This window comes from Arthrobacter sp. StoSoilA2 (genome assembly GCF_019977195.1).
Taxonomy (GTDB): Bacteria; Actinomycetota; Actinomycetes; order Actinomycetales; family Micrococcaceae; genus Arthrobacter.
Window position 1 is genome coordinate 2598528 of record NZ_AP024643.1, and the last position, 26346, is coordinate 2624873.

25 protein-coding genes are annotated in these 26346 nt (G+C 62.1%); 15 read left to right on the top strand and 10 right to left on the bottom strand.

Annotated features, from left to right (window positions below):
* Nucleotides 1-2 precede the first annotated feature (2 nt).
* The 7 genes from whiA to LDN82_RS11770 all read left to right on the top strand — a co-directional run bounded on the left by whiA (nt 3) and on the right by LDN82_RS11770 (nt 6050).
* Nucleotides 3-983 carry a DNA-binding protein WhiA gene (whiA, locus tag LDN82_RS11740; protein ID WP_018777554.1) on the top strand — a complete coding sequence of 327 codons (981 nt, stop codon included), beginning with the start codon at nt 3-5 and terminating at the stop codon, nt 981-983.
* Nucleotides 984-1163: 180 nt separating this feature from the next.
* Nucleotides 1164-1787: a superoxide dismutase gene (locus tag LDN82_RS11745; RefSeq protein ID WP_216925790.1), complete on the top strand. Its 624-nt coding sequence runs from the start codon at nt 1164-1166 to the stop codon at nt 1785-1787.
* Between the two features lie 270 nt (nt 1788-2057).
* Entirely contained in the window at nt 2058-3068 is a 1011-nt protein-coding gene (gap, locus tag LDN82_RS11750; protein WP_224090226.1) for a type I glyceraldehyde-3-phosphate dehydrogenase, read from the top strand.
* Nucleotides 3069-3077: 9 nt separating this feature from the next.
* Entirely contained in the window at nt 3078-4304 is a 1227-nt protein-coding gene (locus LDN82_RS11755) for a phosphoglycerate kinase (protein ID WP_224164359.1), read from the top strand.
* A 75-nt stretch (nt 4305-4379) separates the two neighbouring features.
* Nucleotides 4380-5195, top strand: a complete 816-nt coding sequence (tpiA, locus tag LDN82_RS11760) for a triose-phosphate isomerase (protein ID WP_224164360.1) — start codon at nt 4380-4382, stop codon at nt 5193-5195.
* A gap of 36 nt (nt 5196-5231) precedes the next feature.
* Entirely contained in the window at nt 5232-5489 is a 258-nt protein-coding gene (gene secG, locus LDN82_RS11765) for a preprotein translocase subunit SecG (protein ID WP_216925786.1), read from the top strand.
* A gap of 165 nt (nt 5490-5654) precedes the next feature.
* Nucleotides 5655-6050 carry an RNA polymerase-binding protein RbpA gene (locus LDN82_RS11770; RefSeq protein WP_224090228.1) on the top strand — a complete coding sequence of 132 codons (396 nt, stop codon included), beginning with the start codon at nt 5655-5657 and terminating at the stop codon, nt 6048-6050.
* On the opposite strand, the gene pgl is transcribed toward LDN82_RS11770, so the two are convergent.
* From pgl to tkt, 6 genes are read right to left on the bottom strand one after another with little or no spacing between them, the layout of a single operon-like run.
* Nucleotides 6003-6821, bottom strand: coding sequence for a 6-phosphogluconolactonase (gene pgl, locus LDN82_RS11775; RefSeq protein WP_224090229.1), 819 nt, complete (start codon nt 6819-6821; stop codon nt 6003-6005). The genes LDN82_RS11770 and pgl overlap by 48 nt on opposite strands.
* Nucleotides 6811-7752 carry a glucose-6-phosphate dehydrogenase assembly protein OpcA gene (locus LDN82_RS11780; RefSeq protein WP_224090231.1) on the bottom strand — a complete coding sequence of 314 codons (942 nt, stop codon included), beginning with the start codon at nt 7750-7752 and terminating at the stop codon, nt 6811-6813. The genes pgl and LDN82_RS11780 overlap by 11 nt, the downstream gene beginning before the upstream one ends.
* The gene (zwf, locus tag LDN82_RS11785; protein ID WP_224090233.1) at nt 7749-9305 is read right to left on the bottom strand and encodes a glucose-6-phosphate dehydrogenase; all 1557 of its coding nucleotides are present in this window, start codon (nt 9303-9305) and stop codon (nt 7749-7751) included. Before zwf ends, LDN82_RS11780 begins: the two co-directional genes overlap by 4 nt.
* A gap of 15 nt (nt 9306-9320) precedes the next feature.
* Nucleotides 9321-10952: a glucose-6-phosphate isomerase gene (locus LDN82_RS11790; RefSeq protein WP_224164361.1), complete on the bottom strand. Its 1632-nt coding sequence runs from the start codon at nt 10950-10952 to the stop codon at nt 9321-9323.
* 6 nt (nt 10953-10958) lie between these two features.
* Nucleotides 10959-12077 (bottom strand): transaldolase, encoded by a 1119-nt coding sequence (tal, locus tag LDN82_RS11795; RefSeq protein ID WP_224164362.1) that lies wholly within the window; start codon nt 12075-12077, stop codon nt 10959-10961.
* Between the two features lie 22 nt (nt 12078-12099).
* Nucleotides 12100-14226, bottom strand: a complete 2127-nt coding sequence (tkt, locus tag LDN82_RS11800) for a transketolase (protein ID WP_224164363.1) — start codon at nt 14224-14226, stop codon at nt 12100-12102.
* A gap of 430 nt (nt 14227-14656) precedes the next feature.
* Here tkt and LDN82_RS11805 point away from each other — a divergent pair, with 430 nt between their 5' ends.
* Nucleotides 14657-15619, top strand: a complete 963-nt coding sequence (locus LDN82_RS11805) for a heme o synthase (RefSeq protein WP_224090238.1) — start codon at nt 14657-14659, stop codon at nt 15617-15619.
* 577 nt (nt 15620-16196) lie between these two features.
* Here LDN82_RS11805 and LDN82_RS11810 read toward each other — a convergent pair.
* Genes LDN82_RS11810 through LDN82_RS11820 form a run of 3 tightly spaced genes read right to left on the bottom strand, consistent with a single transcriptional unit; the run spans nt 16197 to nt 18899 of the window.
* Nucleotides 16197-17141, bottom strand: a complete 945-nt coding sequence (locus LDN82_RS11810; RefSeq protein ID WP_224090243.1) for a COX15/CtaA family protein — start codon at nt 17139-17141, stop codon at nt 16197-16199.
* A gap of 31 nt (nt 17142-17172) precedes the next feature.
* A complete protein-coding gene (locus tag LDN82_RS11815; RefSeq protein WP_224164364.1) occupies nt 17173-17937 on the bottom strand; it encodes an ABC transporter permease in 765 nt (254 codons plus the stop codon).
* Nucleotides 17934-18899 carry an ABC transporter ATP-binding protein gene (locus tag LDN82_RS11820; RefSeq protein ID WP_224164365.1) on the bottom strand — a complete coding sequence of 322 codons (966 nt, stop codon included), beginning with the start codon at nt 18897-18899 and terminating at the stop codon, nt 17934-17936. Before LDN82_RS11820 ends, LDN82_RS11815 begins: the two co-directional genes overlap by 4 nt.
* Before the next feature lie 127 nt (nt 18900-19026).
* Between LDN82_RS11820 and LDN82_RS11825 the strand changes: the two genes are divergently transcribed.
* The 7 genes from LDN82_RS11825 to LDN82_RS11855 all read left to right on the top strand — a co-directional run bounded on the left by LDN82_RS11825 (nt 19027) and on the right by LDN82_RS11855 (nt 25357).
* Nucleotides 19027-19830, top strand: a complete 804-nt coding sequence (locus LDN82_RS11825; protein ID WP_224091012.1) for a helix-turn-helix domain-containing protein — start codon at nt 19027-19029, stop codon at nt 19828-19830.
* On the top strand, nt 19830-21293 hold the full coding sequence (gene sufB, locus LDN82_RS11830; protein WP_223932865.1) for a Fe-S cluster assembly protein SufB: 1464 nt from the start codon (nt 19830-19832) through the stop codon (nt 21291-21293). The genes LDN82_RS11825 and sufB overlap by 1 nt, the downstream gene beginning before the upstream one ends.
* A gap of 2 nt (nt 21294-21295) precedes the next feature.
* On the top strand, nt 21296-22609 hold the full coding sequence (sufD, locus tag LDN82_RS11835; protein WP_224164366.1) for a Fe-S cluster assembly protein SufD: 1314 nt from the start codon (nt 21296-21298) through the stop codon (nt 22607-22609).
* An 18-nt stretch (nt 22610-22627) separates the two neighbouring features.
* Nucleotides 22628-22984, top strand: coding sequence for a non-heme iron oxygenase ferredoxin subunit (locus LDN82_RS11840; RefSeq protein WP_216925772.1), 357 nt, complete (start codon nt 22628-22630; stop codon nt 22982-22984).
* Between the two features lie 44 nt (nt 22985-23028).
* The gene (gene sufC / locus LDN82_RS11845) at nt 23029-23814 is read left to right on the top strand and encodes a Fe-S cluster assembly ATPase SufC (RefSeq protein WP_224090246.1); all 786 of its coding nucleotides are present in this window, start codon (nt 23029-23031) and stop codon (nt 23812-23814) included.
* 13 nt (nt 23815-23827) lie between these two features.
* Nucleotides 23828-24160 (top strand): metal-sulfur cluster assembly factor, encoded by a 333-nt coding sequence (locus LDN82_RS11850; RefSeq protein ID WP_224164367.1) that lies wholly within the window; start codon nt 23828-23830, stop codon nt 24158-24160.
* 306 nt (nt 24161-24466) lie between these two features.
* Nucleotides 24467-25357: a hypothetical protein gene (locus tag LDN82_RS11855; RefSeq protein WP_224164368.1), complete on the top strand. Its 891-nt coding sequence runs from the start codon at nt 24467-24469 to the stop codon at nt 25355-25357.
* Between the two features lie 76 nt (nt 25358-25433).
* On the opposite strand, the gene LDN82_RS11860 is transcribed toward LDN82_RS11855, so the two are convergent.
* Nucleotides 25434-26333 carry a neutral zinc metallopeptidase gene (locus LDN82_RS11860; protein ID WP_224090248.1) on the bottom strand — a complete coding sequence of 300 codons (900 nt, stop codon included), beginning with the start codon at nt 26331-26333 and terminating at the stop codon, nt 25434-25436.
* Nucleotides 26334-26346 lie beyond the last annotated feature (13 nt).

Consider the following 26346-nt stretch of genomic DNA (forward strand, 5'->3'; position numbering starts at 1 on the left):
CGATGGCACTTACCGCGTCGGTCAAGGACGAACTGTCCCGGCTGGACATCAAGAAATCTTCAGTCCGTAAAGCTGAGGTTTCGGCGATGCTCCGCTTTGCAGGGGGCTTGCATATTATCTCGGGACGAATCGTTATCGAGGCTGAGGTGGACCTGGCTTCCACCGCGCGGCGGCTGCGTGCCGCGATAGCAGAGGTTTACGGGCACCAGAGCGAGATCATCGTGGTCTCAGGTGGCGGCCTGCGCCGGGGGAGCCGCTACGTGGTCAGGGTTGTCCGCGACGGCGAAGCCCTTGCCCGCCAGACAGGTCTGCTGGACGGTCGCGGCCGCCCGGTGCGCGGCCTGCCTTCCGTAGTTGTCAATGGGTCCGCGGCCGATGCGGAAGCCGTCTGGCGCGGAGCTTTCCTTGCCCATGGCTCCCTCACCGAACCGGGTCGTTCGTCGTCCCTGGAAGTAACCTGCCCCGGACCGGAGTCCGCGCTGGCACTGGTGGGTGCCGCCCGCCGTCTGGGCATACAGGCCAAGGCCCGGGAAGTCCGCGGCGTAGACCGCGTGGTCATCCGCGACGGTGACACTATTGCCGCGCTCCTCACCCGGATGGGCGCACATGACGCCCTGATGGTCTGGGAGGAGCGGCGCATGCGCAAGGAAGTCCGGGCTACTGCCAACAGGCTGGCCAACTTTGATGACGCCAATCTGCGCCGCTCGGCGCAGGCCGCCGTAGCGGCCGGCGCCAGGGTTGACCGGGCACTTGAAATCCTGGGCGATGATGTTCCGGACCACCTGAAGTACGCAGGCGAACTCCGGGTCGCCCACAAGCAGGCCAGCCTGGACGAACTGGGCCGCCTTGCCGATCCGCCCATGACCAAGGACGCCATTGCAGGCCGGATCCGTCGCTTGCTCGCGATGGCTGACAAACGCGCGCTTGATCTCGGAATTCCGGGTACGGAAGCAAATGTGACTCCGGAAATGATGGACGAATAGTTCCCGCCCATAGAATCGAGATCGTGTGGAGGAAATACTGCGAGGGCGCGGCGGGTTTGTTCCCGTTGGTGGCAGGAGCAGGCTTCTTCCCCAGAGATTTCCGGCTGGCCTGCCGGCCGGCCGGATGAACACAACGAGAGTTACCAAACCGGACTTCGGTCCATTACATTGGAGGATTTCGTGACAGAGTACGTTCTGCCCGAGCTCGGCTACGACTACGCAGCTCTAGAGCCGCACATTTCGGCGAAGATCATGGAGCTGCACCACAGCAAGCACCACGCCGCCTACGTTGCAGGTGCCAACAACGCCCTCAAGCAGCTCGCTGAAGCCCGCGAATCGGGCGACTTCGCCAACATCAACCGCCTCTCCAAGGACCTCGCGTTCCACACCGGCGGCCACATCAACCACTCCGTGTTCTGGAACAACATCTCCCCGGACGGCGGCGACAAGCCTGAAGGCGAACTCGCAGCAGCCATCGAGGACGCTTTCGGTTCGTTTGACGCTTTCCGTGCCCAGTTCACCGCTGCCGCACTGGGCCTGCAGGGTTCCGGTTGGGCCTTCCTGGCGTACGAGCCCATCGGTGGCAACCTCGTCATCGAGCAGCTCTACGATCAGCAGGGCAACGTCGCCGTTGGCACCACCCCGCTGCTCATGCTGGACATGTGGGAGCACGCGTTCTACCTGGACTACGTCAACGTCAAGGCTGACTACGTCAAGGCATTCTGGAACATCGCGAACTGGGCAGACGTCGCCAAGCGCTTCGAAGCAGCCCGCGCCAACGCTACGGGCCTCATCGTTCTGTAGCTGGTGAGGCCCGGTTCACGCTGATGTAACAAAAGTCACATTAACGGTGAAATGGGACCAAATACTGGAAAGCCTGCCCCCGCAGTTGCGGGGGCAGGCTTAGTTAAACGTAAGATGGGTCACGGAAGGCGGTTAGCCTTCAGCAACGTGGCTGGTCGCCCTCCGATCTGATAATCACCTCTGCCCAATGACGTGCGGGGTCTGTTAGTTGGAAATATTGATCCGACTCACTAGGCGTGCTTGCAAGAGCACCAAGGAGATTGACACATAGTGACCACCCGTATTGGTATCAACGGCTTCGGCCGCATCGGCCGTAACTACTTCCGCGCAGCACTGGCCCAGGGCGCAGACCTTGAGATCGTCGCAGTCAACGACCTCACCAGCCCCGAGACCCTCGCCCACCTCCTGAAGTACGACTCCGTCGGTGGCCGTCTGACCCAGTCCGTGGAAGTCAAAGAGGGCAACCTCGTTGTTAATGGCGAGTCCATCACGGTTCTTGCTGAACGCGATCCCGCGAACCTTCCCTGGGGCGAGCTCGGTGTTGACATCGTCATCGAATCCACCGGGTTCTTCACCAAGGCAGCAGCTGCGCAGAAGCACATCGACGCCGGCGCCAAGAAGGTGCTCATCTCGGCACCTGCCAGCGATGAAGACATCACCATCGTCATGGGCGTGAACCACGAGCTCTACGATCCTGCGGCACACCACATCATTTCCAACGCATCCTGCACCACCAACTGCCTTGGGCCGCTGGCCAAGGTAGTCAACGACGCCTTCGGCATCGAGCGTGGCCTGATGACCACGGTCCACGCCTACACGGCCGACCAGAACCTGCAGGACGGCCCCCACGGAGACCTCCGCCGTGCGCGCGCTGCCGCCATCAACATGGTTCCTACCTCCACCGGTGCCGCAAAGGCCATCGGCCTGGTCCTGCCGGAGCTCAAGGGCAAGCTGGATGGCTATGCGATCCGCGTCCCGGTCCCCACCGGTTCCGCCACGGACCTCACGGTCACTGTTTCCCGCGAAGTTACGGTTCAGGAAGTTAATGCCGCGGTCAAGGCCGCTGCTGAGTCCGATCAGTTCGCCGGGATCCTGAGCTACACGGATGCCCCTATCGTCTCCTCGGACATCGTCGGCGACCCCGCTTCCTCGATCTTCGACTCCGGCCTGACCAAGGTCATCGGCAACCAGGTCAAGGTTGTTTCCTGGTATGACAACGAGTGGGGCTACTCCAACCGCCTCGTCGACCTCACGGAGCTCGTCGCATCCAAGCTGGGCTAGGGTAGACACATGACATCTCACACCCTCAACGAACTCATCGCTGAAGGTGTCCGCGGGCGGTACATTCTGGTCAGAAGTGACCTTAATGTGCCGCTCGACGGCTCTACAGTGACCGACGACGGCCGCATCAAGGCCTCCCTCCCGGTCCTTAAGAAGCTCTCGGACGCCGGTGCCCGTGTGCTCGTAACCGCCCACCTCGGCCGCCCCAAAGGGGCCCCTGAGGAAAAGTACTCTTTGAAGCCCGCAGCAGCCCGCCTCGCGGAACTTGCGGACTTCAACGTCCAATTGGCTGCCGACACAGTGGGCGACTCCGCCAAGGAGTTGGCAGCCGCACTGCAGGACGGCGAAGTACTCATCTTGGAAAACGTCCGCTTTGACGCCCGCGAGACCAGCAAGGACGACGCCGAGCGCGGCGCATTCGCTGACGAGCTGGTTGCCCTGACGGGCGACAACGGCGCGTTCGTGGATGACGCCTTCGGCGCAGTCCACCGCAAGCACGCCAGCGTTTACGACGTCGCAACGCGGCTGCCGTCTTACCTCGGCGACCTCGTGCACACCGAGGTGGAAGTTCTCCGGAAGCTCACCGCGGACACCCAGAGGCCTTACGTCGTTGTCCTGGGCGGTTCCAAAGTCTCGGACAAGCTGGCAGTCATCGACAACCTTCTTGGCAAGGCAGATACCATCCTGGTTGGTGGCGGCATGCTGTTCACCTTCCTGGCCGCCGAAGGCCACAAGGTTGCCGGCAGCCTCCTGGAAGAAGACCAGATTCCGGTGGTCCAGGACTACCTCAAGCGCGCGGCTGATGCCGGTACTTCGTTCGTGATTCCCACGGACGTTGTGGTTGCAAGCCGTTTCGCGGCGGATGCCGAGCATGAAGTCGTCCGGGCGGATGCCATTGAGGAAAGCTCCTTTGGGGCCACCGGCATCGGGCTGGACATTGGGCCCGAATCCGCGTCTGCATTTGCAGCGCAGATTGAAGGAGCCAAGACCGTCTTCTGGAACGGCCCCATGGGCGTCTTCGAATTCGAAGCATTCTCCAGCGGCACGCGGGCTATCGCGCAGGCACTCACCGACACTGTGGCCTTCACAGTGGTCGGTGGCGGCGACTCCGCCGCAGCAGTAAGGACCCTCGGCTTCGAGGATTCCCAGTTTGGCCACATCTCTACCGGTGGCGGGGCAAGCCTGGAATACCTTGAAGGCAAGGAACTTCCAGGCCTCAGCGTCCTGGACCGCTAAACAGCAATCCGGCCGGCAGGACGCCCACGCGTCCTGCCGGCTGTTTCCATTTATCAACGCATTCTTGGAGTTCATGTGACTACCTCTGCCAACGGCAACTTTGTCCGAAAGCCCTTCATCGCAGGCAACTGGAAGATGAACATGGACCATGTCCAGGGCATCACCTTGCTACAGAAGCTCGCCTGGACCCTCTCTGACGCCAAGCATGATTACAACCGTGTAGAGGTTGCCGTCTTCCCTCCGTTCACTGATCTCCGCGGCGTGCAGACGCTTGTGCAGGGCGACGAACTTGACGTTGTTTACGGCGGACAGGATCTGTCCCAGTTCGACTCCGGAGCCTATACCGGTGACATCTCCGGACAGTTCCTCAGCAAGCTGGGCTGCACCTACGTACTGGTAGGGCACAGTGAACGCCGGACCATCCACAACGAGTCCGACGACGTCCTGAACGCAAAGGTCAAAGCCGCGTTCCGCCACGGTGTCACACCGGTCCTTTGTGTCGGTGAAGGCCTCGAAATCCGTCAGGCCGGAACGCACGTGGAGCACACGCTGGCGCAGCTGCGCGCCGGTGTCGAAGGCCTCACTCCGGAACAGGCCGCTGAGCTTGTGGTCGCCTATGAGCCTGTGTGGGCTATCGGAACAGGTGAAGTTGCAGGTCCGGACGACGCACAGGAAATGTGTGCAGCTATCCGCGCCGAACTTGCCAAGCTCTTCGACGAGGGCGTAGCTGAGAAGACGCGCCTTCTGTACGGAGGCTCCGTCAAGGCCAACAACGCTGCCGCCATCATGGCGGAAAACGATGTTGACGGCCTGCTTGTGGGTGGCGCCAGTTTGGACCCAGCTGAGTTTGCTAACATTGTCAGGTTCGAGAGCCACCTCGTCACGGACTAGTCCGGCTCCCGATTTCCGCTTCTTCGAAAGGCCGTCGTGGACGTTCTTCATGTCATTCTGCAGATCCTGCTGGGCGTAACCAGCCTTCTGCTGACGCTGCTCATTCTTCTCCACAAGGGACGTGGAGGCGGTTTGTCCGACATGTTCGGTGGGGGCATGAGCTCCGGATTGAGCTCCTCCGGTGTCGCTGAGCGGAACCTGAACCGCTTCACCATCATTCTTGGCGTTACCTGGGGAGTCGTCATCATCGGCCTTGGCCTGATCATGCGCTTCACTTCGGGTGGCGATTCTTAAAAGTTCGTGTGGGAAGGCTCCTGCAAGGGAGCCTTCCCGTCACTTCCGGATCATTCGGCACCAAACACCAGTGCCGCCGTCGTACCCCTCGCATTAGACTGGCCCTGTTGGCCGTAAGGCCTACGGGCCGTGACGGCCAACCACCGAGTCGCTAGGGGTTCGAAAATGGTTCATGGCACGCCTGGTTACCGGGGCACCCGTGTTGGTGTGGCACTGGGATCTGCCCCTCGACATCAAAGCGACCACGGCGATGGAGAACAACTGCCGCGTATTCGTGTCCCATATTGGTGCGCCAAGGGACACGAGACGCGGCTTGTTTTTCTTAAGCTGCCGGACGAACAAATACCTAAGACTTGGGACTGCCCCAAATGCGGCCTTGTGGCATCCAGAGACCCGGGCCAGGTTACGGAAGCCCGGCCGGACGACGACCTCTTCAAGTCCCACCTGGATTACGTTAAAGAACGACGCTCCAGCCAGGACGCCGAAATCGTCCTGGCTGGAGCGTTGGAGCGGTTACGCGCCCGCGGGGTCCTTCCGGACCAACTGCTGGGGGACACGTGACGCAGCGTTCTCGTCAATGAGCCACAGGGTCCTGGAGCGCCCCACGGGGCCCGCTGCGGGGACCTGAACAGGATTGGCACCTGCCAAGGCAAGGCCCACAGCACCGGCCTTGTCTTCACCCGCTACGACCATCCAGATTTCCTGCGCCGTGTTGATGGCGGGCAAGGTCAGGGAAATGCGCGACGGCGGCGGCTTGGGTGAGTTTTCAACGCCCACCACTGTCCGGTTCTTCTCCCTGATGGCAGCCTGTTCCGGGAAGAGGGACGCGACATGGGCGTCCGGACCTACACCGAGCAGGAGTACGTCGAACCGAGGAAGGACACCGGGCTCCTCCGGGCGGGTATCGGACATGTCAGCTGCGTGCTCTGCCTCAGCTGCTGCCTTCAGCCTGTCGGCATAGTCAGCCGCAGCGTCGTCAGCTGAAACGAACTCGTCCGAGGAACCGGGCTCGTGGACCCGGGCAGGGTCAACCGGCAGGTGAGCGAGCAGGGCCTGATGTGCCTGGCGGGTATTGCGGTCATCGCTGTCTGCTGCGACAAAGCGCTCATCACCCCACCAGAAGTTCACCTTTGACCAGTCGACAGCTGGTGCCGCGGCCGAATCCGCCACCGCTTTCAGGGTGCCGATCCCGACAGTTCCTCCTGTCAGGACCACCGTGGCCTCACCGTGCTTGTCCTGGACATCCACAAGCTTGGTGATAAGGCGGGCCGCAATGGCCGCCATGAGCACCTTGGAATCGGGGTGGATGCTTACTCTGGGCTCAGCGTGCACTGGTCTGGACTCTCCTCTGACTGGTTAATGGCAGTCCCATCGTAATCACTTCTCCGAAGACTTCGTCGGGGTCCAGCCGGCGGAGTTCTTCGGCGAGGCAATCCTTCAGGCTGCGTCGGGGGAGGGTGATGCGCTGCGCGGGCTGACCCGGCTGCGTTAGCTCTGCCACGGACAATCCCGGGCGGAAAAGCTGGACGTCACCGCTGGCACGCGTCATGCGGACGCGGCGGATTCCCGTACCGGCCGGATCGGCAACGATCGTTACAGGCGCCTGCAGGGCAAGGCTCAACCAGGCTGCCAGTAGCAGGGTACTCGGAGAGTCCGAAGCACCTTCCACCGCAACGGCCGAGACAGGATCGCCGTCCACTTGGTCGAACACGGCGGCAAGCTGCATGCGCCAGTTCGTCAGGCGGGTCCATGCGAGATCGGTGTCGCCTGCCTTGTAGGTCCGACGAATGTTCTCCAGCGCCTGGGCGGGGTCGGGCTCGTTCGCGGAGTCCGTGATGCGACGGTGTGCAATACGACCGATGGACGTCTCGCAGGCACTTTCCGGTGCGCCGTGCGGCCACCACGCCACAATCGGTGCGTCCGGAAGCAGGAGGCCTGATACCAGGGACTCGCTTTCGTGGGCCATGTGGCCGAATCCCCGGAGAACGATGACTTCGGAAGCACCGGCGTCGCCGCCAACGCGGATCTGCGCGTCGAGGCGGTCCGGTGCTTCTGCCCCGGCATCGGCAAGCACGATGATGCGGCAGGGGTGTTCGCGGCTGGCCTCGTTGGCTGCCTCGATGGCGTCTTCTTCCTGTCCGGACTTCGTGACGACCACCAAGGTCAGGACCCGGCCCAGGGCGATCACGCCGCCCTGTTCCCGCAGGGACATGATCTTTTTGGAGATCTTGGAGGTGGTTGTGTCGGGAAGATCTACGATCATGGCCTTCTCCAGGTTCGTCCGTCGCGGGCCAGGAGCTCATCGGCCGAGGCCGGCCCCCAGCTGCCCGGTGCATAAGGTTGCGGTTGTTCGTCCAAGCCCGCCCAGTACTCTTCGAACGGGTCCAGGATCTTCCAGGACAGCTCAACTTCCTGATGGCGCGGGAACAGCGGCGGTTCGCCCAGGAGTACGTCCAGGATGAGCCGTTCGTAGGCTTCGGGGCTGGACTCGGTAAACGAGTGGCCATAGCCGAAGTCCATCGTGACGTCGCGGACCTCCATTTGCGTGCCCGGGACTTTGGAACCGAAACGGATCGTGGCGCCCTCATCAGGCTGGACACGGATCACCACGGCGTTCTGGCCGAAGTCGTCATCGTTGTGATCGCGGAACAGCAGGTTGGGCGCACGCTTGAAGACAACCGCAATTTCGGTCACGCGGCGGCCCAGTCGCTTCCCGGCACGCAGATAGAACGGCACCCCGGCCCAGCGGCGGGTGTTGATATCCACACGGATCGCAGCGTAGGTTTCGGTTTTGGAATCAGCAGGGATGCCGTCCTCGTCCAGGTAGCCAAGGACTTCCTCGCCACCCTGCCAGCCGCCGGTGAACTGTCCGCGGGCGGAGTGGGTGGAGAGGTCATCCGGCAGCTTGACGGCGGCCAGGACCTTTTCCTTCTCGGCCCGCAGGTCATCGGCGTTGAAGGAAATGGGCTCCTCCATTGCCGTAAGCGCCAGCAGTTGCAGCAAGTGGTTCTGGATGACGTCGCGGGCAGCACCCACGCCGTCGTAATAGCCTGCACGGCCACCCGTGCCGATATCCTCGGCCATGGTGATCTGGACGTGGTCAACGTAGTTGGCGTTCCAGAGGGGCTCGAACAGCTGGTTCGCGAAGCGCAGCGCCAGGATGTTCTGGACCGTCTCCTTGCCGAGGTAATGGTCGATCCGGAACACCGCATCCTGCGGGAACACAGACTCCACGATGTCGTTCAGCTGACGGGCAGACTCGAGGTCGTGGCCGAACGGCTTTTCGATAACTACACGCCGCCATTGCCCGGGCTTCGCTTGGGCCAGGCCATGCTTGGACAGCTGGCGACAGACCTGCTCGAACGCCTTGGGCGGGATGGAGAGGTAGAAGCCGTGGTTGCCACGCGTGCCGCGGGTTTCATCCAGTTCCTCCAACACGTCGCCGAGGCGCTCAAAGGCGTCGTCGTCGTCGAATTCGCCCTGAACGAAGCGGATGCCCGAAGCCAACTGTTCCCAGACAGCTTCGTCAAACTTGGTCCGTGCATGGGCCTTGACGTTCTCCTTCACCTCTGCGGCGAAGTCGGCGTTATCCCACTCACGGCGTCCGAATCCAACCAAGGCAAAGCTGGGCGGAAGCAGGCCGCGGTTCGCGAGGTCATAGACCGCTGGCATGAGTTTCTTACGGGCGAGGTCCCCGGTGACTCCGAAGAACACCAACGACGACGGCCCGGCGATGCGGTTCAGGCGCCGGTCCCGCGGATCCCGCAAGGGGTTCCGCAGGCCGGCGTTCTTCCTGCCGTTTTCAGTTTCTGGCATGTTTGGTTTTGTGCCTTAGCTTTCGAGTGCGCTGGCCTGGCCGGCCAGAGCAGCGACGACTTCCTGGAGTTGGGCTACGCCGGCAGCACGCTCGGTGAGGTGCAAGCGCAACACAGGACGGCCATGGCCTTCCAGGACCTGGGCATCCCCGGAGGCCTGTGCAGCAATGAGCTCCCCGAATGTGAAGGGGCGGTCCGGGATTTCCAGATCCAGGGACGACGCTGCGGTGATCTGGAGGAACACACCAATAGCCGGACCTCCCTTGTGGAATTGTCCCGTGGAATGCAGGAACCGCGGGCCCCATCCGAACGTCACCGGACGGCGGGAGACTGCGGCGAATTCGTCGCGGATGCCTTCAAGGGGTGCGTGGGAGATGCGGTCCAGGTAGGCCTGGACACTGAGGTAGCCATCCGTGCCGAGCTGCTCCAGAAGGGCCTGCACGGCTTCAGATGTCGTGGACGCACTACCGAGCCAGTCGCCCCCGCGAACCTCTATGACGCCGTCCGTGAAAGCCGCGGGCGTGGGCTCAGGGCGGGCATCCAGAAGGCCGCGCGCGGCCACCTTGGCAGCCTCGACGTCGGGCTGGTCAAACGGGTTAATGCCCAGGAGGCGTCCAGCTACGGCGGTGGCGAATTCCCAGAGGAACATCTGGGAAGCGAGACCACCTGCGATGGCTACTTCGTTTTCACGAAGTTCGACGTCGGCGTCCGCACTGACCAGCCGGACCACCAGGACATCCTCGGCCCCGTTGAGGGCCTCGGGGGAATCAGGTCCTGCAACAACAGGCAACACACCCGTGCCCAGCTTGCCCGTGGATTCAGCGATGAGCTGCTCGGCCCAGTCGGCGAAGCCGACGATGCCGGAACCATCCTCGGCAATGACGATCTTGTTGCGCAGCGGATTGGTACCACCCAGGGCAATGCCCAGAGCAAGACCAATGTTGTCCTCCGAATCCTCATTGAGGATCTCGGCAGCCTCCTCAGCTTCGTCCAGGAAAGCCTGGATGTCCACGCCAGCAAGGCCACACGGGACAAGCCCGAACGCCGTGAGCGCAGAGAACCGGCCGCCGACGTTCGGATCGGCGTTGAAGACTGCACGGTAGCCGGCTTCGCGGGAAGCCTTGTCCAGCGGAGAACCCGGATCCGTGACGATGATGATCCGGCTCTTTGCATCGATACCGGCGTCGTTGAACGCCTTCTCGAACACCCTGCGCTGGGAGTCAGTCTCAACGGTTGAACCTGACTTGGAGGAAACCACAATCGCGGTCTGCGCCAACCGGTCCGTCAAAGCAGCGTTGACCTGCTCAGGGTCTGTGCTGTCCAGCACAGTCAGCTCGACACCGGCGGTGCCGGCAATGACCTCGGGAGCCAAGGAGGAGCCGCCCATGCCACAGAGGACAATACGGGAGACGCCCTCGGCGCGGAGAGCATCGCGAAGTTCGAGAATGCTCTCCACCAAAGGTTGCGATACGGCGGCAGCCTCAACCCAGCCCATGCGGATGGCCGACTCGGACTCCGCTTCAGGACCCCACAGCGTATGGTCTTTGGCGAAAATCCGTGTGGCGACCTTGTCGTCTACCAGGCTGGAGATGTTCTGGGCGATGGCCTGCTGCGCGGCACCGCTGGCGTCGTAGCTGATTGTGCTCATGGTTGGTTAGGAAGCCTTCCGTGCGGTTGCGAGGGCGCCTTCAACGTCGGCCAGGAGTTCCTTCCAGCTGGCCACGAACTTCTCGAGGCCTTCGGTCTCAAGGACGGCTACGACGTCGTTGTAGGAGACGCCGAGTGCTTCGAGTGCGTCGAGGGTCTGGTTCGCTTCTGCGTAAGTGCCGGTGATGGTGTCTCCGGTGACTACGCCGTGGTCGAACGTTGCATCGAGTGTCTTTTCCGGCATGGTGTTGACCACGCCGGCGGCGACGAGTTCGGTGACGTAGAGGGTGTCCGGGTAGGCCGGATCCTTGACGCCCGTCGAAGCCCAGAGCGGACGCTGGGGGAGCGCGCCGGCTTCTGCGAGCAAGGCCCAGCGTTCGGTGGAGAACAGCTCTTCGTAGACCTGGTAGGCGAGGCGTGCGTTGGCGACGCCTGCCTTGCCCTTGAGGGCCTTGGCTTCATCGGTGCCAATGGCGTCCAGGCGCTTGTCGATCTCGGTGTCCACGCGGGAAACGAAGAAGGATGCCACGGAGTGGATCTTGGAGAGGTCGTGGCCGTTGTCCTTGGCCTGCTCCAGGCCCGTCTGGAAGGCGTTGATGACGGCGCGGTAGCGCTCCAGGGAGAAGATCAGGGTCACGTTGACGCTGATGCCCTCGGCCAGGGTAGCCGTGATGGCCTCCAGGCCTTCCAGGGTTGCCGGGATCTTGATGTGGACGTTGGCCTTGTTGACCTTGCCGTACAGGTGCTTGGCTTCGGCAATGGTGGCTTGGGTGTCCCAGGCCAGGCGGGGATCCACTTCGATGGACACGCGACCGTCCACGCCGTTGGTGGCGGCAGCGATCGGTGCGAACAGATCGCAGGCGTCTGCGACGTCCGTGGTGGTGATCTCGAAGATGGTTTCTTCGACGCTTGCACCGGCCGCGGCCTGCGCGGCGATCGTGGCGTCATAGTCCGTGCCCGTGGTGATGGCGGCGTGGAAGATGGACGGGTTGGTGGTTACACCGACGACGTTCTTTTCGTCGATGAGCTTCTGCAACGTACCCGTTTCGAGGCGGTTGCGGGAAAGGTCATCGAGCCAGATGGAAACGCCGGCGTCGGAGAGTTGCTGCGTGGGGGTGCTGGTCATTGTTTTCTCCTTGATAGAGGTATCAGGCGCTCAGGCCTGCGAGGGAGTCTTTTGCGGCGGCGGCAACGGCTTCGGCAGTGATGCCGAATTCCTGGAACAACCGCTTGTAGTCTGCCGAGGCGCCGAAGTGCTCCAGGGAGACCGAACGGCCGGCGTCACCGACGAATTCCTTCCAGCCCAGTGCGAGGCCGGCTTCAACGGAAACACGGGCCTTCACATCGGCCGGGAGCACGGACTCGCGGTAAGCCTCGTCCTGCTTGTTGAACCATTCCACGCACGGCATGGAGACAACGCGGGTGGCGATGCCTTCAGCCTGGAGTGCTTCGCGGGCTGCAACGGCGAGCTGGACTTCGGAGCCGGTGCCGATCAGGATGACCTGGGCGTCAACGGTTTCGCCGTCCTTGGAAGCCTCGGCCAAGACGTAACCGCCCTTTGCCACACCAGCGGTGGAACCAAAGGTGTCGCCTTCTGCAGTGCCTTCGCCGCGGGCGTAGGTGGGGATGTTCTGTCGGGTCAGGACAATGCCTGCGGGGTTCTCGTGGTTCTCCAGCATGGCCTTCCATGCTGCGGAGACCTCGTTCGCATCACCGGGCCGGACAACGTCCAGGCCCGGGATGGCGCGCAGGGAAGCGAGCTGCTCCACGGGCTGGTGGGTGGGACCGTCTTCGCCCAGGCCGATGGAGTCGTGCGTCCAGACGTACAGGGACGGGACGCCCATCAGCGCACCGAGGCGGATGGCCGGGCGCTGGTAATCCGAGAAGATCAGGAACGTGCCGGAGAACGCGCGGGTACGTCCATGCAGGGAGATACCGTTCACGATCGAGGCAGCCGCGTGCTCACGGATACCGAAGTGCAGCACCCGGCCGTAGGGGTTGCCCTTCCAGGCTTCGGTGGAACGCGAGGTCGGAATGAACGACGGCGAGCCTTCGATCGTGGTGTTGTTGGACTCCGCGAGGTCGGCCGAGCCACCCCACAACTCCGGCAGGACAGGTCCGATCGCGTTCAGGACCTTGCCCGAGGCCGCACGGGTGGAGACGTCCTTGCCGGCCTCGAAGACCGGCAGTGCAGCGTCGATGCCGACGGGAAGCTTCTTGGCTTCGACGCGCTCAAGCAGGGCAGCGGCGTCCGGGTTGGCGGACTGCCATGCCTCGAACGAGGACTGCCATGCGGCGCGGGACTCGGCGCCGCGGTCCAGGACCTTGCGGGCGTGGGCCAGGACTTCTTCGTCAACATCGAAGGACTTCGCGGGGTCGAAACCGAGCACGGTCTTCAGTGCTGCGACTTCCTCGGCGCCCAAGGCAGAGCCGTGGATCTTGCCGGTGTTCTGCTTCTTCGGGGCCGGGTAGCCAATGATGGTCCGCAGCGAAATGATGGACGGTTTGTTCGTCTCAGCCTTCGCAGCCAACAGTGCCGAGTAGAGTTCCTGGACGTCCTCGACGTACTCCCCGGTCCTGGTCCAGTCCACACGCTGGGTGTGCCAGCCGTATGCTTCATAGCGCTTCAGGACATCTTCAGTGAACGCGATGTCGGTGTCGTCTTCAATGGAAATGTGGTTCTCGTCGTAGATCACTACAAGGTTGCCCAGTTCCTGGTGGCCGGCAAGCGAGGACGCCTCTGAGGTCACGCCCTCCTGCAGGTCGCCGTCGGAAGCGATAACCCAGATCGTGTGGTCGAACGGCGACTCGCCAGCGGGAGCATCGGCGTCGAACAGGCCACGCTGGCGGCGCTGGGAGTAAGCGAAGCCAACAGCCGAAGCCAGGCCCTGGCCCAACGGGCCAGTAGTGATTTCCACACCCGCGGTGTGCTTGTACTCGGGGTGTCCCGGAGTCAGCGAACCCCAGGTACGCAGTGCCTCGAGGTCCTTCAGCTCCAGGCCGTATCCGGAGAGGAACAGCTGGATGTAAAGCGTCAGTGACGTGTGGCCGGGGGACAGGACGAACCGGTCACGCCCAATCCAGTCAGGGTTCTTCGGGTCATGGCGCATCAGCTTCTGGAACAGCAAGTATGCTGCCGGAGCCAAGCTCATAGCCGTGCCAGGGTGGCCATTTCCGACCTTCTCCACGGCATCAGCGGCCAACACGCGAACGGTGTCAACAGCCTTCTTGTCCAGATCGGTCCATGACAGTTCTTGCTCTTCCAAATGTGGCACGAAAACCGAGCCCCTCTCTGTGCTGACGGCAGGTGTAAGGACACGGCACGCAGGAAGCACAGGATGGCGCCCGCTGCAATGTGTCTACCAGCCGTTCACCATTGAAACGTTGATCCTTCATCCAGACGCACGGCTCCTCCGAGAATACGGTTTCCCGGATTGTCAACGTGTGCTGATCTGCTCAACAGCTTAGCCCCAAACGTGTCCTGAGACTCAGGGAATCCCACTAACTGGACAGAATTTCCCTTATATGAATCACGATGGCGCCCCCGCAGAGTGAACTTTCCGAAACATTGGCGTATTTTGCGGACATGGACGCACTTCCAGCCACGGTATGATATCTGGAGGCCACCAGCGGTTCATGCGCCTGCGGTTCCTCCTCGGAAACCCGGACTGCGACCGCTGCGAGAACCCCAGAGCATAGAACAGAGTGACTGCCGCCGTGAGCACAACTGATACGCCCCTCAACGCGTCCCCGGCCCGGGGAAGCATCGGAATCTCCCGTAAGTTAAAGGCGTATCTGGCTCTCACCAAGCCGCGTGTCATCGAGCTGCTCCTGGTCAGCACGCTCCCCACCATGATTTTCGCCCAGCGCGGCTTCCCGTCCATCGGGCTGATTCTGGCCACTCTGGTTGGCGGCGCTTTCGCGGCGGGCAGCGCCGGCGTGTTCAACTGCTACATCGACCGCGACATCGACAAACTGATGCACCGCACCGAGAAGCGCCCGCTCGTAACCGGCGAAGTCTCCCCGCGGGAGGCTTTGGTATTCGCCTGGATTCTCGGCGCCGCGTCGATCGCAATCCTGTGGTTCGGTGCGAATCCGTTGTCCGCATGGCTTGGGTTGGGTGCCATCGTTTTCTACGTGGTCATCTACACCATGATCCTCAAGCGCCGCACCGCACAGAACATCGTTTGGGGCGGGGCTGCCGGCTGCTTCCCGGTACTTATCGCCTGGGCCGCGGTCACCAACACCGTTGAATGGCCTGCCATTGTGCTGTTCATGGTCATTTTCCTCTGGACGCCGCCGCACTACTGGCCGCTGTCCATGCGCTACGGCGAGGATTACCGCAACGCCAAGGTGCCCATGCTCGGCGCGATCGCCGGCGCCAAGGTTGTATCCGTGCAGGTGGTCTTGTACGCCTGGGCCATGGTTGCCTGCTCCCTGCTCATGATTCCCGTTGGCGGCGCCGGCTGGGTCTATACAGTTGCCGCTGTCGCTGCTGGCGCCTGGTTCCTGTACGAAAGCCACGCCCTCTACAAGCGCGCACAGGGCGGCGACGTCTCCAACAAGGGCGCCATGAAGGTCTTCCACGGCTCCATCAGCTACCTGACGCTGCTCTTCATCGCGCTGGCCGTGGACCCGTTCATCGGATCACCAATCATCGGCGGCTAACCTCCGCGACCGCTTCAACAAAGAAGGCACGACGCCGGAACCCACCCGAGTTCCGGCGTGGTGCCTTCTCGCTTCCCCAGCGATGTTCTCTCACATCCTGCCCGTTTTCGGCGGACGCTCTCTCACATCCTGCCCGTTTTCAGCGGATGTTCTCTCACATCCTGCCCGTTTTCGGCCGGATCCTCTCGCACATCCGGCCCGGTTTTGGCCGGATGCTCTCGCACATCCTGCCCGTTTTTGGCCGGATCCTCTCGCACATCCTGCCGGTTCAAAGCGGATCTTCTCTCACATCCCACTGGTCCAAAGCGGATGTTTTCATAGGGCACCTATGCATGCACGTCATCTGCACTCGGACGTGGCGGTGCTGTAGATAGCGAACAGCCATAACACGATCTGAGAGAACATTGGGCCCCGCACCCACACGATCTGAGAGAGCATCCGGCCCCATGGCCGCAGGATGTGAGCGAGCACCCGGCCCAGGGCCGCACGATCTGATAGAGCACCCGGCCCAGGGCCGCACGATCTGATAGAGCACCCGGCCCAGGGGCGCAGGATGTGAGCGAGCGTGTTTGGGGTGCTACTTGGAGGGGCTGTACTTGGCGATATCAGCCGCGTTGGTCGATGCACTCATCAGCAGGGCTGCCCCCAGCATGTGTGCGCCCACGAGAAGGGCGGGAATTCCGTTGTAGTACTGGGTGAACCCGATGACGGCTTGGAGCAACGTCACGGCGAGCAGCAGGAAAGAAGCGGTTCGGAACGGGCCGCCGATCCTATGCCGCACCACAAGGTACACAGCCAATAGTGTCCCGGCCGTAATCAGGTAAGCGGGCACAGCGTGAATGTGTGAGAAAAGGTCCCAGTCCAGATCATTGCGTGGCGCATCTGCATCCCCTGCATGCGGACCGGCGCCTGTGACTACCACGCCAAGCATGACCGCTATTGCAGAGAAGACGGCGACAGCCAGCATAACGGGGCGGGCAACCACAGGCAGGGCAGGCAATACCTGCTTCATGAATCGGCCGGTGCGGCCGAAGGCGCGGTTCACGAGCAGGGTCGCGAAGACAACCAAGGCCATGGATACCAGGAAGTGCAGGCCCACGACCCAGGGGTTGAGGTTGGACAGGACGGTGATTCCGCCGATGATGGCCTGGGCAGGGATGCTCGCCAGGAGGCCAAGAGCGAGCATGAAGAGGTCCCGACGTTCCTTGCGGAGATTCCACAAGTAGACCAGCATGAGTGCTGCAACCGCCGCCAGCGCGAACGTGAGCATACGGTTGCCGAATTCGATAAAACCGTGAATGCCCATTTCAGGCGTGTTGACGAGCGATTCGTTGGTGCATCGAGGCCACGTGGGGCAACCGAGGCCCGAAGCCGTAAGGCGAACTGCACCACCGGTCACCACGAGTACCGTCTGTCCGATCAGGGAAAGGACCGATAGCCGGCGGATAGTGCGGTTTACCTGCGTCGGCAGCTTGGTGGTGAATCGCTGGACGGATTTAGGGAGGCGCGATGCCGTGCTCACAGTTTGCTCAACTCTCAGTTCTGCTTTGTTGTCAGTTCCACTTGAACCAGCGAATGGCTGCGGCGCCGGCCAGCAATGTCCACACCAGGAGGACCAGGACGGCGGGGAAGGGCACAATGCCCAGCAGGAACGCGTCCCGCAATGCCTGGCCCAGGGCGCCGGAGGGCAGGAAGTGCACGATGCCCTGGGCCACGGCGGGAAGCCGTTCTGCCGGGACAACGATCCCGCCCAGCGCTCCGAGGAGGATCCATAGAAGATTGGTGATGGCCAGGGTGGCTTCCGGTCGCACCGTTCCAGCGACGAGGAGTCCCAGCGCAGTGAACGCAGCCGCACCAAGGACAAGGATGCCAAGGCCCGGAAGCCATGCCTCCGACCTTGGCTGCCAGCCCAGGAGTCCAGCGACTACCCCGACTACCAGTACTTGAAGGAAGAGGACGACCAGCACGGCGAGTATCTTGCCGGCAATCAGCCCACCCCGCCCCAGCGGGGTGGTCGAGAGAAAGCGAAGAACGCCGTAACGCCGGTCAAATCCCGTGGCAATGCCTTGGCCAGTGAACGCGGTGGACATGGCACATAGGGCGAGAATGCCCGGCGTGGCTACGTCGACACGGGAGCCTCCGAGCCCATCCAGCAGGGGAGTGACAGTCAGCCCGGCCAACGCAAGAAGCGGCAGGACAACGGCAAGAATCAGTTGCTCACCGTTCCGCAGCATCGTGATGGTCTCGTACCGGCCTTGCTGCAGAATACGGCGTGGCAGGGAAGCGGGTCCGGCGTTGGGGGACAGTAACTTGCTCATCGGAGGTCCCTTCCGGAAATGTCCAGGAAAACGTCCTCGAGGCTCCGCGCCTCGAGTCTTAGTGACGCGGGCATAATGTTCCGTGCGGCCCACCAGGCGGTTAGGGCGGCAAGGTCGTCGGGCCCCAGGGCACCGGTAATCGAGTAGCTGCCGGCCCGGGTTTCAAGGACTTTCAGGCCTGCTCCCAGGACGTCTTTGAACTCGAGCCCCGGCGGCGCATCGAAGAAGAGGGTCCGGTCAGTGATTGCAGTGTCGGCGGAATGATCGTGCCGCAGGAGGTCGGCGACCGTTCCCTCCGCGACGTTGTGTCCGCCGTCGATGATGTAAACGTAGTCAGCCAAGCGCTCGGCGTCATCCATCAGGTGGGTCGTGAGGATGATGCCCATGCCGGCGTCGCGCAGTTCCGCAATGAGGTCGAAAACCACTTGCCGCGAATGCGGATCCAATCCAGCGCTGGGTTCATCGAGGAAGAGGACCTCGGGGTTGCCAATCAATGCCGCAGCCAAGGCCACCCGCTGCTTCTGGCCACCTGAGAGGCGCCGCACGCTGGTGCGGCTGAACTGGGCAATGCCCAAGCGGTCCACGAGGGCATCGACGTCCATGGGGTTGCGGTACATACCGGCAACATGACGCAACAGGGGGATGGGACGGGCCGACGGCGGGAGGCCGCCATCCTGGAGCATGACACCTACCCGGGACCTCAAGTCAGCGCCGGCAGTATCCGGGTCTTCCCCCAGAAGTGAAATGGTTCCAGCGGTCCGTCTCTGCAAACCCTGGGCACATTCAAGGGTGGTGGTCTTGCCGGCGCCGTTGGCTCCAAGGAGCGCGGTAATCCGGCCCCGCTCAGCCACCATGGACAGCCCACTGACAACCCGGAGCATTTTGCCGTCGAGGGAGGCCAGGGGCCCTACATCCTTAATGAGTCCGTCTATAGTGAGGACAGGGGAATCGGTGGATCGCACCAGAGTATTCTACGTGAAGTAGTACGGTCGCACCTGGCGGGTGACTAAGGTCAGTCTTGCCTTACTGGATGCATGAAACAAATTACGACATGATTGTGTTGTGTATTCCATGAGCAGTCCAATTTCCATGCCCTCACGGCGGCATGCTGCAGCGGCGGAGGCCTTCGCGCCTTCGTCTGCGCTGCCGGACGCGGAAGACCGCACAAGGGACCGCGTTCTGGGTGCCGTGTTGGAGCACGGCCCCGTGAGTGCTGCCGAGTTGGGCGACCTCCTTGGCTTCACGCCTGCAGCAGTCCGCCGGCATCTGGATCACTTGGAGCGCAATGGCGTTATCGAAGTCAAGCGCGTCGCCAAGGCTGGAGCCGGTGCGGGACGCCCCGCGCGCCGCTATGTCCTGAGTTCACAAGGGCAATCCAAACTTGGCGATGACTACTTGAACATCGCCAGCTCCGCGCTCCGTCGACTCCAGGAAATTGCCGGTGAGGATGCAGTCCGCGAATATGCGGAAGAGCGCTTCTCTGAAATGGAGCGCCGCTATGCCCCCGAAGTTGCGGCCGCCGGGCAGGACATCGCCGCCCGCGCCTTGGCCTTGTCCAAGGCCCTCAGCCGGGACGGCTACGTAGCCTCTGCCCATTCCATTGAGGCCAAAGCCCCTCTGCCGGCAGAATTTTCCAGTGTCCAGCTGTGCCAGGGACATTGCCCCATCCAGCAGCTCGCAGCCGAATTCCCGGTTTTTTGTGACAGCGAAACCAAAGTCTTTTCCCGCTTGGTGGGCGTCGACGTCCGGCGTCTTTCAACCCTGGCGCAAGGCGGGCACGTCTGCACCACCCATATACCTACCGGGCGACCAGCTGCCACGGTGCCCCACAGCACCGCAGAGCAGTCCGGGAACCCGTACCAGGAATCAAACAACCAGCAAGAAAGGCCGTGATGACGGACCAACTAGCAGAGAAAGCGGTAGCTGACGGCACTGTGATCTCGGAGATTCTGGAGAAGAATCCCGAACTGCACGGTATCGGAAACTACGAGTACGGCTGGGCCGACAAGAACGACGTAGGCGCAAACGCCCGTCGTGGCCTCGACGAGGAGGTTGTCCGCGACATCTCCTCGAAGAAGAACGAGCCCGAATGGATGCTCGATCTGCGCCTCAAGGGCCTGAAGTACTTTGACCGCAAGCCCATGCCTACATGGGGCGCAGACCTCTCGGGCATCGACTTCGACAACATCAAGTACTTCGTGCGTTCCACTGAGAAGCAGGCGGCCACGTGGGAAGATCTGCCGGAAGACATCCGGAACACCTACGAAAAGCTCGGCATCCCGGAAGCTGAGCGCAGTCGGCTCGTTTCCGGCGTCGCTGCCCAGTATGAATCCGAAGTTGTCTACCACCAGATCCGCGAGGACCTCGAGGCCCAGGGCGTTATCTTCCTGGACACGGACACCGCCCTGCGGGAACACCCGGAGATCTTCCAGGAGTACTTCGGCACCATCATCCCCGTGGGCGACAACAAGTTCGCTTCCCTGAACACGGCAGTATGGTCCGGTGGATCGTTCGTGTACGTGCCCAAGGGCGTGCACGTGGACATCCCGCTCCAGGCTTACTTCCGTATCAACACGGAGAACATGGGCCAGTTCGAGCGCACCCTGATCATCGCCGATGAGGACTCCTACGTTCACTACATCGAGGGTTGCACGGCTCCGATCTACACCTCGGATTCCCTGCACTCCGCCGTTGTAGAGATCATCGTGAAGAAGGGCGCCCGCGTCCGCTACACGACCATCCAGAACTGGTCCAACAACGTGTACAACCTCGTCACCAAGCGTGCCATCTGCGAAGAGGGCGCCACCATGGAGTGGATCGATGGCAACATCGGTTCCAAGGTGACCATGAAGTACCCGGCTGTTTACCTGGTAGGCGAGCACGCCAAGGGTGAAACCCTGTCCATCGCTTTTGCCGGCGAGGGCCAGCACCAGGACACCGGCTCCAAGATGGTGCACATCGCACCGAACACCAAGAGCTCCATCATTTCCAAGTCCGTGGCGCGCGGCGGTGGCCGTGCGGCTTACCGCGGCTTGGTCCAGGTCCGCGAAGGTGCCAAGCACTCGGCCAACACGGTCCGTTGCGATGCCCTTCTGGTGGATACCATTTCACGCTCGGACACGTACCCGTACATCGACATCCGTGAGGACGACGTCGTTATGGGTCACGAGGCCACCGTTTCCCGCGTCAGCGAAGAGCAGCTCTTCTATCTGATGTCCCGCGGTATGCCTGAGGACGAGGCCATGGCCATGATCGTGCGCGGCTTCATCGAGCCGATCGCCCGTGAACTGCCCATGGAATATGCCCTTGAGCTGAACCGCTTGATTGAACTGCAGATGGAAGGGTCCGTCGGTTAACAATGACTGATATCACTACTGAAAAGGCACGCATCGGCGCGCCCTCGGCCCAGCCGTTTATCGACGGCTTCACCGAGGAAGGCGAAAACCTTTCGCCCGTAAACACCGGAACAAACACCAGCACGACGTCGGAGCAGCCTGCTGCTGGTCCGCTCGGCGGCGCATCGGTAAAGAGCCACTCGCATGGCGGCGGCGTCGGTATTCCGGACAGCTCCCGCGCCGGACGCCTCACGTCCTACAAGCTGGAGGACTTCAAGCCCCTGACCGGTCTTGAAGAAGACTGGCGTTTCACACCGCTGAAGCGCCTGCGCGGCCTCCACACCGAGGTCCTTGACGGTGCAGCTCCCGCTGTCAGCGTGACTGCACCTTCCGGCGTCGTTGTCGAAACGGTTGGCCGCGAGGATCAGCGGATCGGCCAGGCAGCAATTCCCGAAGACCGCGTATCCGCCAACGGTTGGGAGAACTTCACCGAGGCTACCGTTGTCACGGTTCCGGCTGAGCTCCAGGCCGAAGGCGAAGTTTCCGTCCTGATCACCGGATCCGGCGAGGCTCCGGCTGCCCAGCACATCGTGATTGTGGCAGAGCGTTTCTCCAAGGCTGTTGTTGTGTTGGACCACCAGGGCACCGCGGTCGTTTCCGAGAACGTTGAAATCATCGTCCAGGATGGCGCTGAACTGACTGTCGTGTCCTTGCAGGAATGGGACGACAAAGCAGTACATGCTTCATCGCAACAGGCCAAGATCGGCCGCGACGCGAAGTTCAAGCACATTGTGGTCAGCCTCGGCGGCGACGTTGTTCGCGTTACGCCGTCCACCCGTTTCACGGCCCCTGGTGCCGACGTCGAGATGTTCGGCCTGTACTTCGCCGATGCCGGTCAGCACCTTGAGCAGCGCCTGTTCGTTGACCACGCAGTGGCCAACTGCAAGTCGCGTGTGCTGTACAAGGGCGCGCTGCAGGGCCGCAACGCCCACACTGTGTGGGTAGGCGACGTCCTGATCCGTAAGGAAGCCGAAGGCACCGACACCTATGAGGCCAACCGCAACCTGGTCCTCACGGACGGTGCACGTGCGGACTCTGTGCCGAACCTGGAAATCGAGACGGGACTCATCGAGGGTGCCGGCCACGCCAGCGCCACCGGCCGTTTCGACGACGAGCACCTGTTCTACCTCATGGCACGCGGCATTCCGGAAAAGGTTGCCCGCCGCCTGGTGGTTCGAGGCTTCCTCAACGAGATCATCCAGCAGATCAACGTCCCGGCAATCGAAGAGCGCCTGACCGCAGCTGTTGAGCGCGAACTCGCCGCGACCGACAACTAGCAGACCAGGCAGGCAACCATGAGTGAACAAACCAAGGGCGAACTGGTATGCAACGCCAATGACATCCAGGTCAAGCAGGCGCTGCGTGTCCTGATCGATGACTATCCCGTAGCCATCGTGAGGGACTCGATGGGTGAGATCCATGCCATCGGCGATACCTGCTCGCACGCGGACATCTCGTTGTCCGAAGGCGAGATTGACGGCTGTGCGATTGAGTGCTGGGGGCACGGTTCCCAGTTCGACCTCCGCAGCGGACAGCCTCTCCAGCTGCCTGCCTACGACCCCGTTCCCGTTTTCGCCGTCACCATCGATGGTGACGACGTCTACGTGGACGTGACCAACGTTGTGAACGGTGCTTCGGTAGATAACTACTGAGCGCCCGGTATCACCAGACTTACGAACGGAAAAGAAAGAAGAGCATGTCTACTCTTGAGATCAAGGACCTGCACGTCAGCATCGAGACGGAGCAGGGCACCAAGGAGATCCTGAAGGGCGTCAGCCTCACCATCAAGACCGGTGAAACGCACGCCATCATGGGCCCCAACGGCTCGGGCAAGTCCACCCTCGCATCCACCATTGCCGGCCACCCCCGTTACACGGTTACCAGCGGCACCATCACCCTCGATGGCGAAAACGTTCTCGAAATGAGCGTTGACGAGCGCGCCCGTGCAGGCGTCTTCCTCGCCATGCAGTACCCGGTTGAGGTTCCCGGCGTCACCATGACGAACTTCCTGCGGACCGCCAAGACCGCGATCGACGGCGAAGCACCCGCCCTTCGCACGTGGACCAAGGACGTCAAGGCTGCCATGCAGCAGCTGCGCATCGACGCCGACTTCGCACAGCGCAACGTCAACGAAGGCTTCTCCGGTGGCGAGAAGAAGCGCGTCGAGATCCTTCAGCTCGAGCTCTTCAAGCCGAAGTTCGCGGTTCTGGATGAGACCGACTCAGGCCTGGACGTCGACGCCCTCAAGGTAGTTTCCGAAGGCGTCAACCGCGCACACGCAGAGGGCAACATGGGCACGCTGCTCATCACCCACTACACCCGCATCCTGCGCTACATCAAGCCGGACTTCGTCCACGTCTTCGTTGACGGCAAGGTCGTTGAAGAGGGCGGCCCCGAGCTCGCTGACCGCCTTGAAGAAGAAGGCTACGACCGCTACGCCGCAGGCGCCGGCGTTGCCGTTGCTCCTGCCGTACAGGCCTAGTTAGGATCGTTCCATGACCGAAATCAACGCGGCGCGCACCAGCCTCGAGGACGTCGAGGAAGCGCTCAAGGACGTCATTGACCCGGAACTCGGTGTCAATGTCGTTGACTTGGGCCTCCTCTATGGCCTGAAGTACTCGGAAGAGGACGGCGCACTCCTCATCGACATGACGCTGACCACTGCGGCCTGCCCGCTGACTGACGTCCTGGAGGAGCAGGTGGGCAAGTCCCTCGACGGAATCGTCGATGACTGGCGCCTCAACTGGGTATGGATGCCGCCATGGGGTCCTGAGCGGATCACCGACGACGGCAAGGACCAGATGCGGGCCCTCGGCTTCAACATCTGATCAGCAGTTTTCGCCTTTGAAGGGCAAATAGAAATGGTTCCGGGCCAATTGGCCTGGAACCATTTCTTGTTTCCCGGGAAGTCGGCCTTGGGGGACCTGGCGGTCGGGCCAGAGGGCCATGTGGCTTTGCAGCGCGACCTTTCTCCCCAACGCGGGAAGGAGTAGGATGCGGCCATCCGAGGCGCAACACCAACCCTCTGTGCCTTCCTTTATCCGGGAGGTTGGAGGTGTCTACTGGCTGGGGAGTGGCCGCACGGTTGCGTATTCGGTGCAGCTATAACTACACACTGAATAGAGGCACTCCCCATGAAAGCAAAGTTCGCCCTACCAAGTGCTGTCGCCCTTGCCGCGGCCGGACTCCTGGCGCCAGCCGCGTCGGCTGCACCGCCTGGCGGAAGTCAACTCTCTGGAGCAATTTTCACGACTGACGGTTCCGGTGTCCCGGTGAACCTGAACATTTATGACGCCAAGGAGGACGTCTACCTCAATGGCGGTCCCGGCATCAACGCCCCGGACGATGCCGCCGGACTCCCGGCGGGTGACTATTACTTCCAAGTCACTGATCCGTCGGGCAAGACCCTGCTGTCCACGGATGCAATCAACTGTAGGGAGTTCACTGTCAATAGTTCCGGGGTGATCGAGGACGTAGTTCCGGCCGGTGGCTGTGAACACTCGACGGGCGCGGATGGAGAAGATGGCGGCGCCACTGTCCAATTGTTCCCTTACGCCGACACCCCGAACAACGGCGGCGTCTACAAGGTGTGGGTAACCCCGGTGGACAAGTACGATTGCACGGCACCCGGCAACAAGAACTGCTTCGTGCCCCGCTACAGCAAGGTGGACAACTTCAAAGTCCGTAACCCGCTGATCGTTGAGATAGATGTCCGCTTCTTTAAGAACGGCGCAGCCTTGGATGGCTATGGAGCTGAGTGGACGGACACGAATGGCGCCCACAACATCAAGTTCTCCGAGTGGAATCCGAGCCTTTTGGCGTACCACGAGGCTCACTTTGAAGCCACGGAACAGGGCACTCATTCCATCAAGGTTTCAAGTCAGCCCGGCTGTGCTCTTGGCTCGGTGCAAGGTCCTGACGGATCCTTGGCCAAAATCAAGGGAAGCAGTGCCACGGTGGCTGTCACCGTTGCTGATCATACGCAGGGCGACTACACATACCGTGTTGACGTGACCTGCAACTAACCGACAGCGTCCGGCCCGGAGCTTCCCTCGGAAGTCCGGGCCGGTTCGCTTGTCCGTGTGCCTGGCTTGGGGCGTATTACGGTGCTGCAACACCAAAGGTGTCGCATTTGTTGATGTCGCCTGTGGCGTACCCCTGGTAGAACCACTTCTGCCGCTGTTCGCTTGAGCCGTGGGTCCAGGACTCCGGCGAGACCCGTCCGGTTGCGGCTTCCTGGATGCGGTCATCGCCGACGGCGGACGCGGCGGACAGCGCGTCCTGCAGGTCCTGCTCGGTGAGGGGGTCAAGGAACGGCTTGCCCGTTGCAGGGTCCTTCTGGGTGGTGGCGTGGCGAACCCATAGTCCGGCGTAGCAGTCCGCCTGCAGTTCGACACGGACTGCACCGGATTGTGGTCCTTGGGGATCCTGTTGTGCCCGGTCCAGGTTGCCCAGGATGTTTTGGATGTGGTGGCCGAATTCGTGGGCCACCACATACTCCTGCGCCAGTGGTCCCCCTGATGAACCGAAGCGGGTCACAAGCTCATCAAAGAACCCGGGGTCGAAGTATGCCTTGGTGTCCGCCGGGCAATAGAAGGGTCCTACAGCCGTGGTGGCAGGGCCACATCCCGTATTGGTTCCCTGGTCGAAGATGACCGTTCCGGGTCGGGAGTACTGCACGTTGTATTGGGCGAGGTACTCCGGCCAGAAGGCATTAAGGCTGTTGACCGTGCCTGTGATCCGGCAGTCGAGTCGTTTGTCCGCGTCAGCGCCCGTCTGGCACTCCTGCACACCGCCGCTCCCGCCTTCCACGGCGGGCGGCTGCGTTCCGCCGCCTGTCAGGTCGCCAAGGATGTTGGGGTTGATTCCGAAGAGGGCCAGAAGCAGCACGACGATGCCACCACCAATCCCGCCACCTATCTTCGTCCCACGGCCCATGCCTCCGCCGCGTCGGTCTTCTACCTGGGATGGGTCAAGCTGCGCACCGTCATTGAAACTCATACAGTCAGAATAG

Excerpts from the sequence above, each read along its gene's own strand:
- whiA (WP_018777554.1), top strand. The coding sequence starts at position 3 with ATGGCACTTACCGCGTCGGTCAAGGACGAACTGTCCCGGCTGGACATC.
- LDN82_RS11755 (WP_224164359.1), top strand. The coding sequence starts at position 3,078 with ATGACATCTCACACCCTCAACGAACTCATCGCTGAAGGTGTCCGCGGG.
- LDN82_RS11770 (WP_224090228.1), top strand. The coding sequence starts at position 5,655 with ATGGTTCATGGCACGCCTGGTTACCGGGGCACCCGTGTTGGTGTGGCA.
- LDN82_RS11780 (WP_224090231.1), bottom strand. The coding sequence starts at position 7,752 with ATGATCGTAGATCTTCCCGACACAACCACCTCCAAGATCTCCAAAAAG.
- zwf (WP_224090233.1), bottom strand. The coding sequence starts at position 9,305 with ATGCCAGAAACTGAAAACGGCAGGAAGAACGCCGGCCTGCGGAACCCC.
- LDN82_RS11790 (WP_224164361.1), bottom strand. The coding sequence starts at position 10,952 with ATGAGCACAATCAGCTACGACGCCAGCGGTGCCGCGCAGCAGGCCATC.
- tal (WP_224164362.1), bottom strand. The coding sequence starts at position 12,077 with ATGACCAGCACCCCCACGCAGCAACTCTCCGACGCCGGCGTTTCCATC.
- LDN82_RS11815 (WP_224164364.1), bottom strand. The coding sequence starts at position 17,937 with ATGAGCAAGTTACTGTCCCCCAACGCCGGACCCGCTTCCCTGCCACGC.
- LDN82_RS11825 (WP_224091012.1), top strand. The coding sequence starts at position 19,027 with ATGCCCTCACGGCGGCATGCTGCAGCGGCGGAGGCCTTCGCGCCTTCG.
- sufB (WP_223932865.1), top strand. The coding sequence starts at position 19,830 with ATGACGGACCAACTAGCAGAGAAAGCGGTAGCTGACGGCACTGTGATC.
- sufD (WP_224164366.1), top strand. The coding sequence starts at position 21,296 with ATGACTGATATCACTACTGAAAAGGCACGCATCGGCGCGCCCTCGGCC.
- LDN82_RS11840 (WP_216925772.1), top strand. The coding sequence starts at position 22,628 with ATGAGTGAACAAACCAAGGGCGAACTGGTATGCAACGCCAATGACATC.
- sufC (WP_224090246.1), top strand. The coding sequence starts at position 23,029 with ATGTCTACTCTTGAGATCAAGGACCTGCACGTCAGCATCGAGACGGAG.
- LDN82_RS11850 (WP_224164367.1), top strand. The coding sequence starts at position 23,828 with ATGACCGAAATCAACGCGGCGCGCACCAGCCTCGAGGACGTCGAGGAA.
- LDN82_RS11855 (WP_224164368.1), top strand. The coding sequence starts at position 24,467 with ATGAAAGCAAAGTTCGCCCTACCAAGTGCTGTCGCCCTTGCCGCGGCC.
- LDN82_RS11860 (WP_224090248.1), bottom strand. The coding sequence starts at position 26,333 with ATGAGTTTCAATGACGGTGCGCAGCTTGACCCATCCCAGGTAGAAGAC.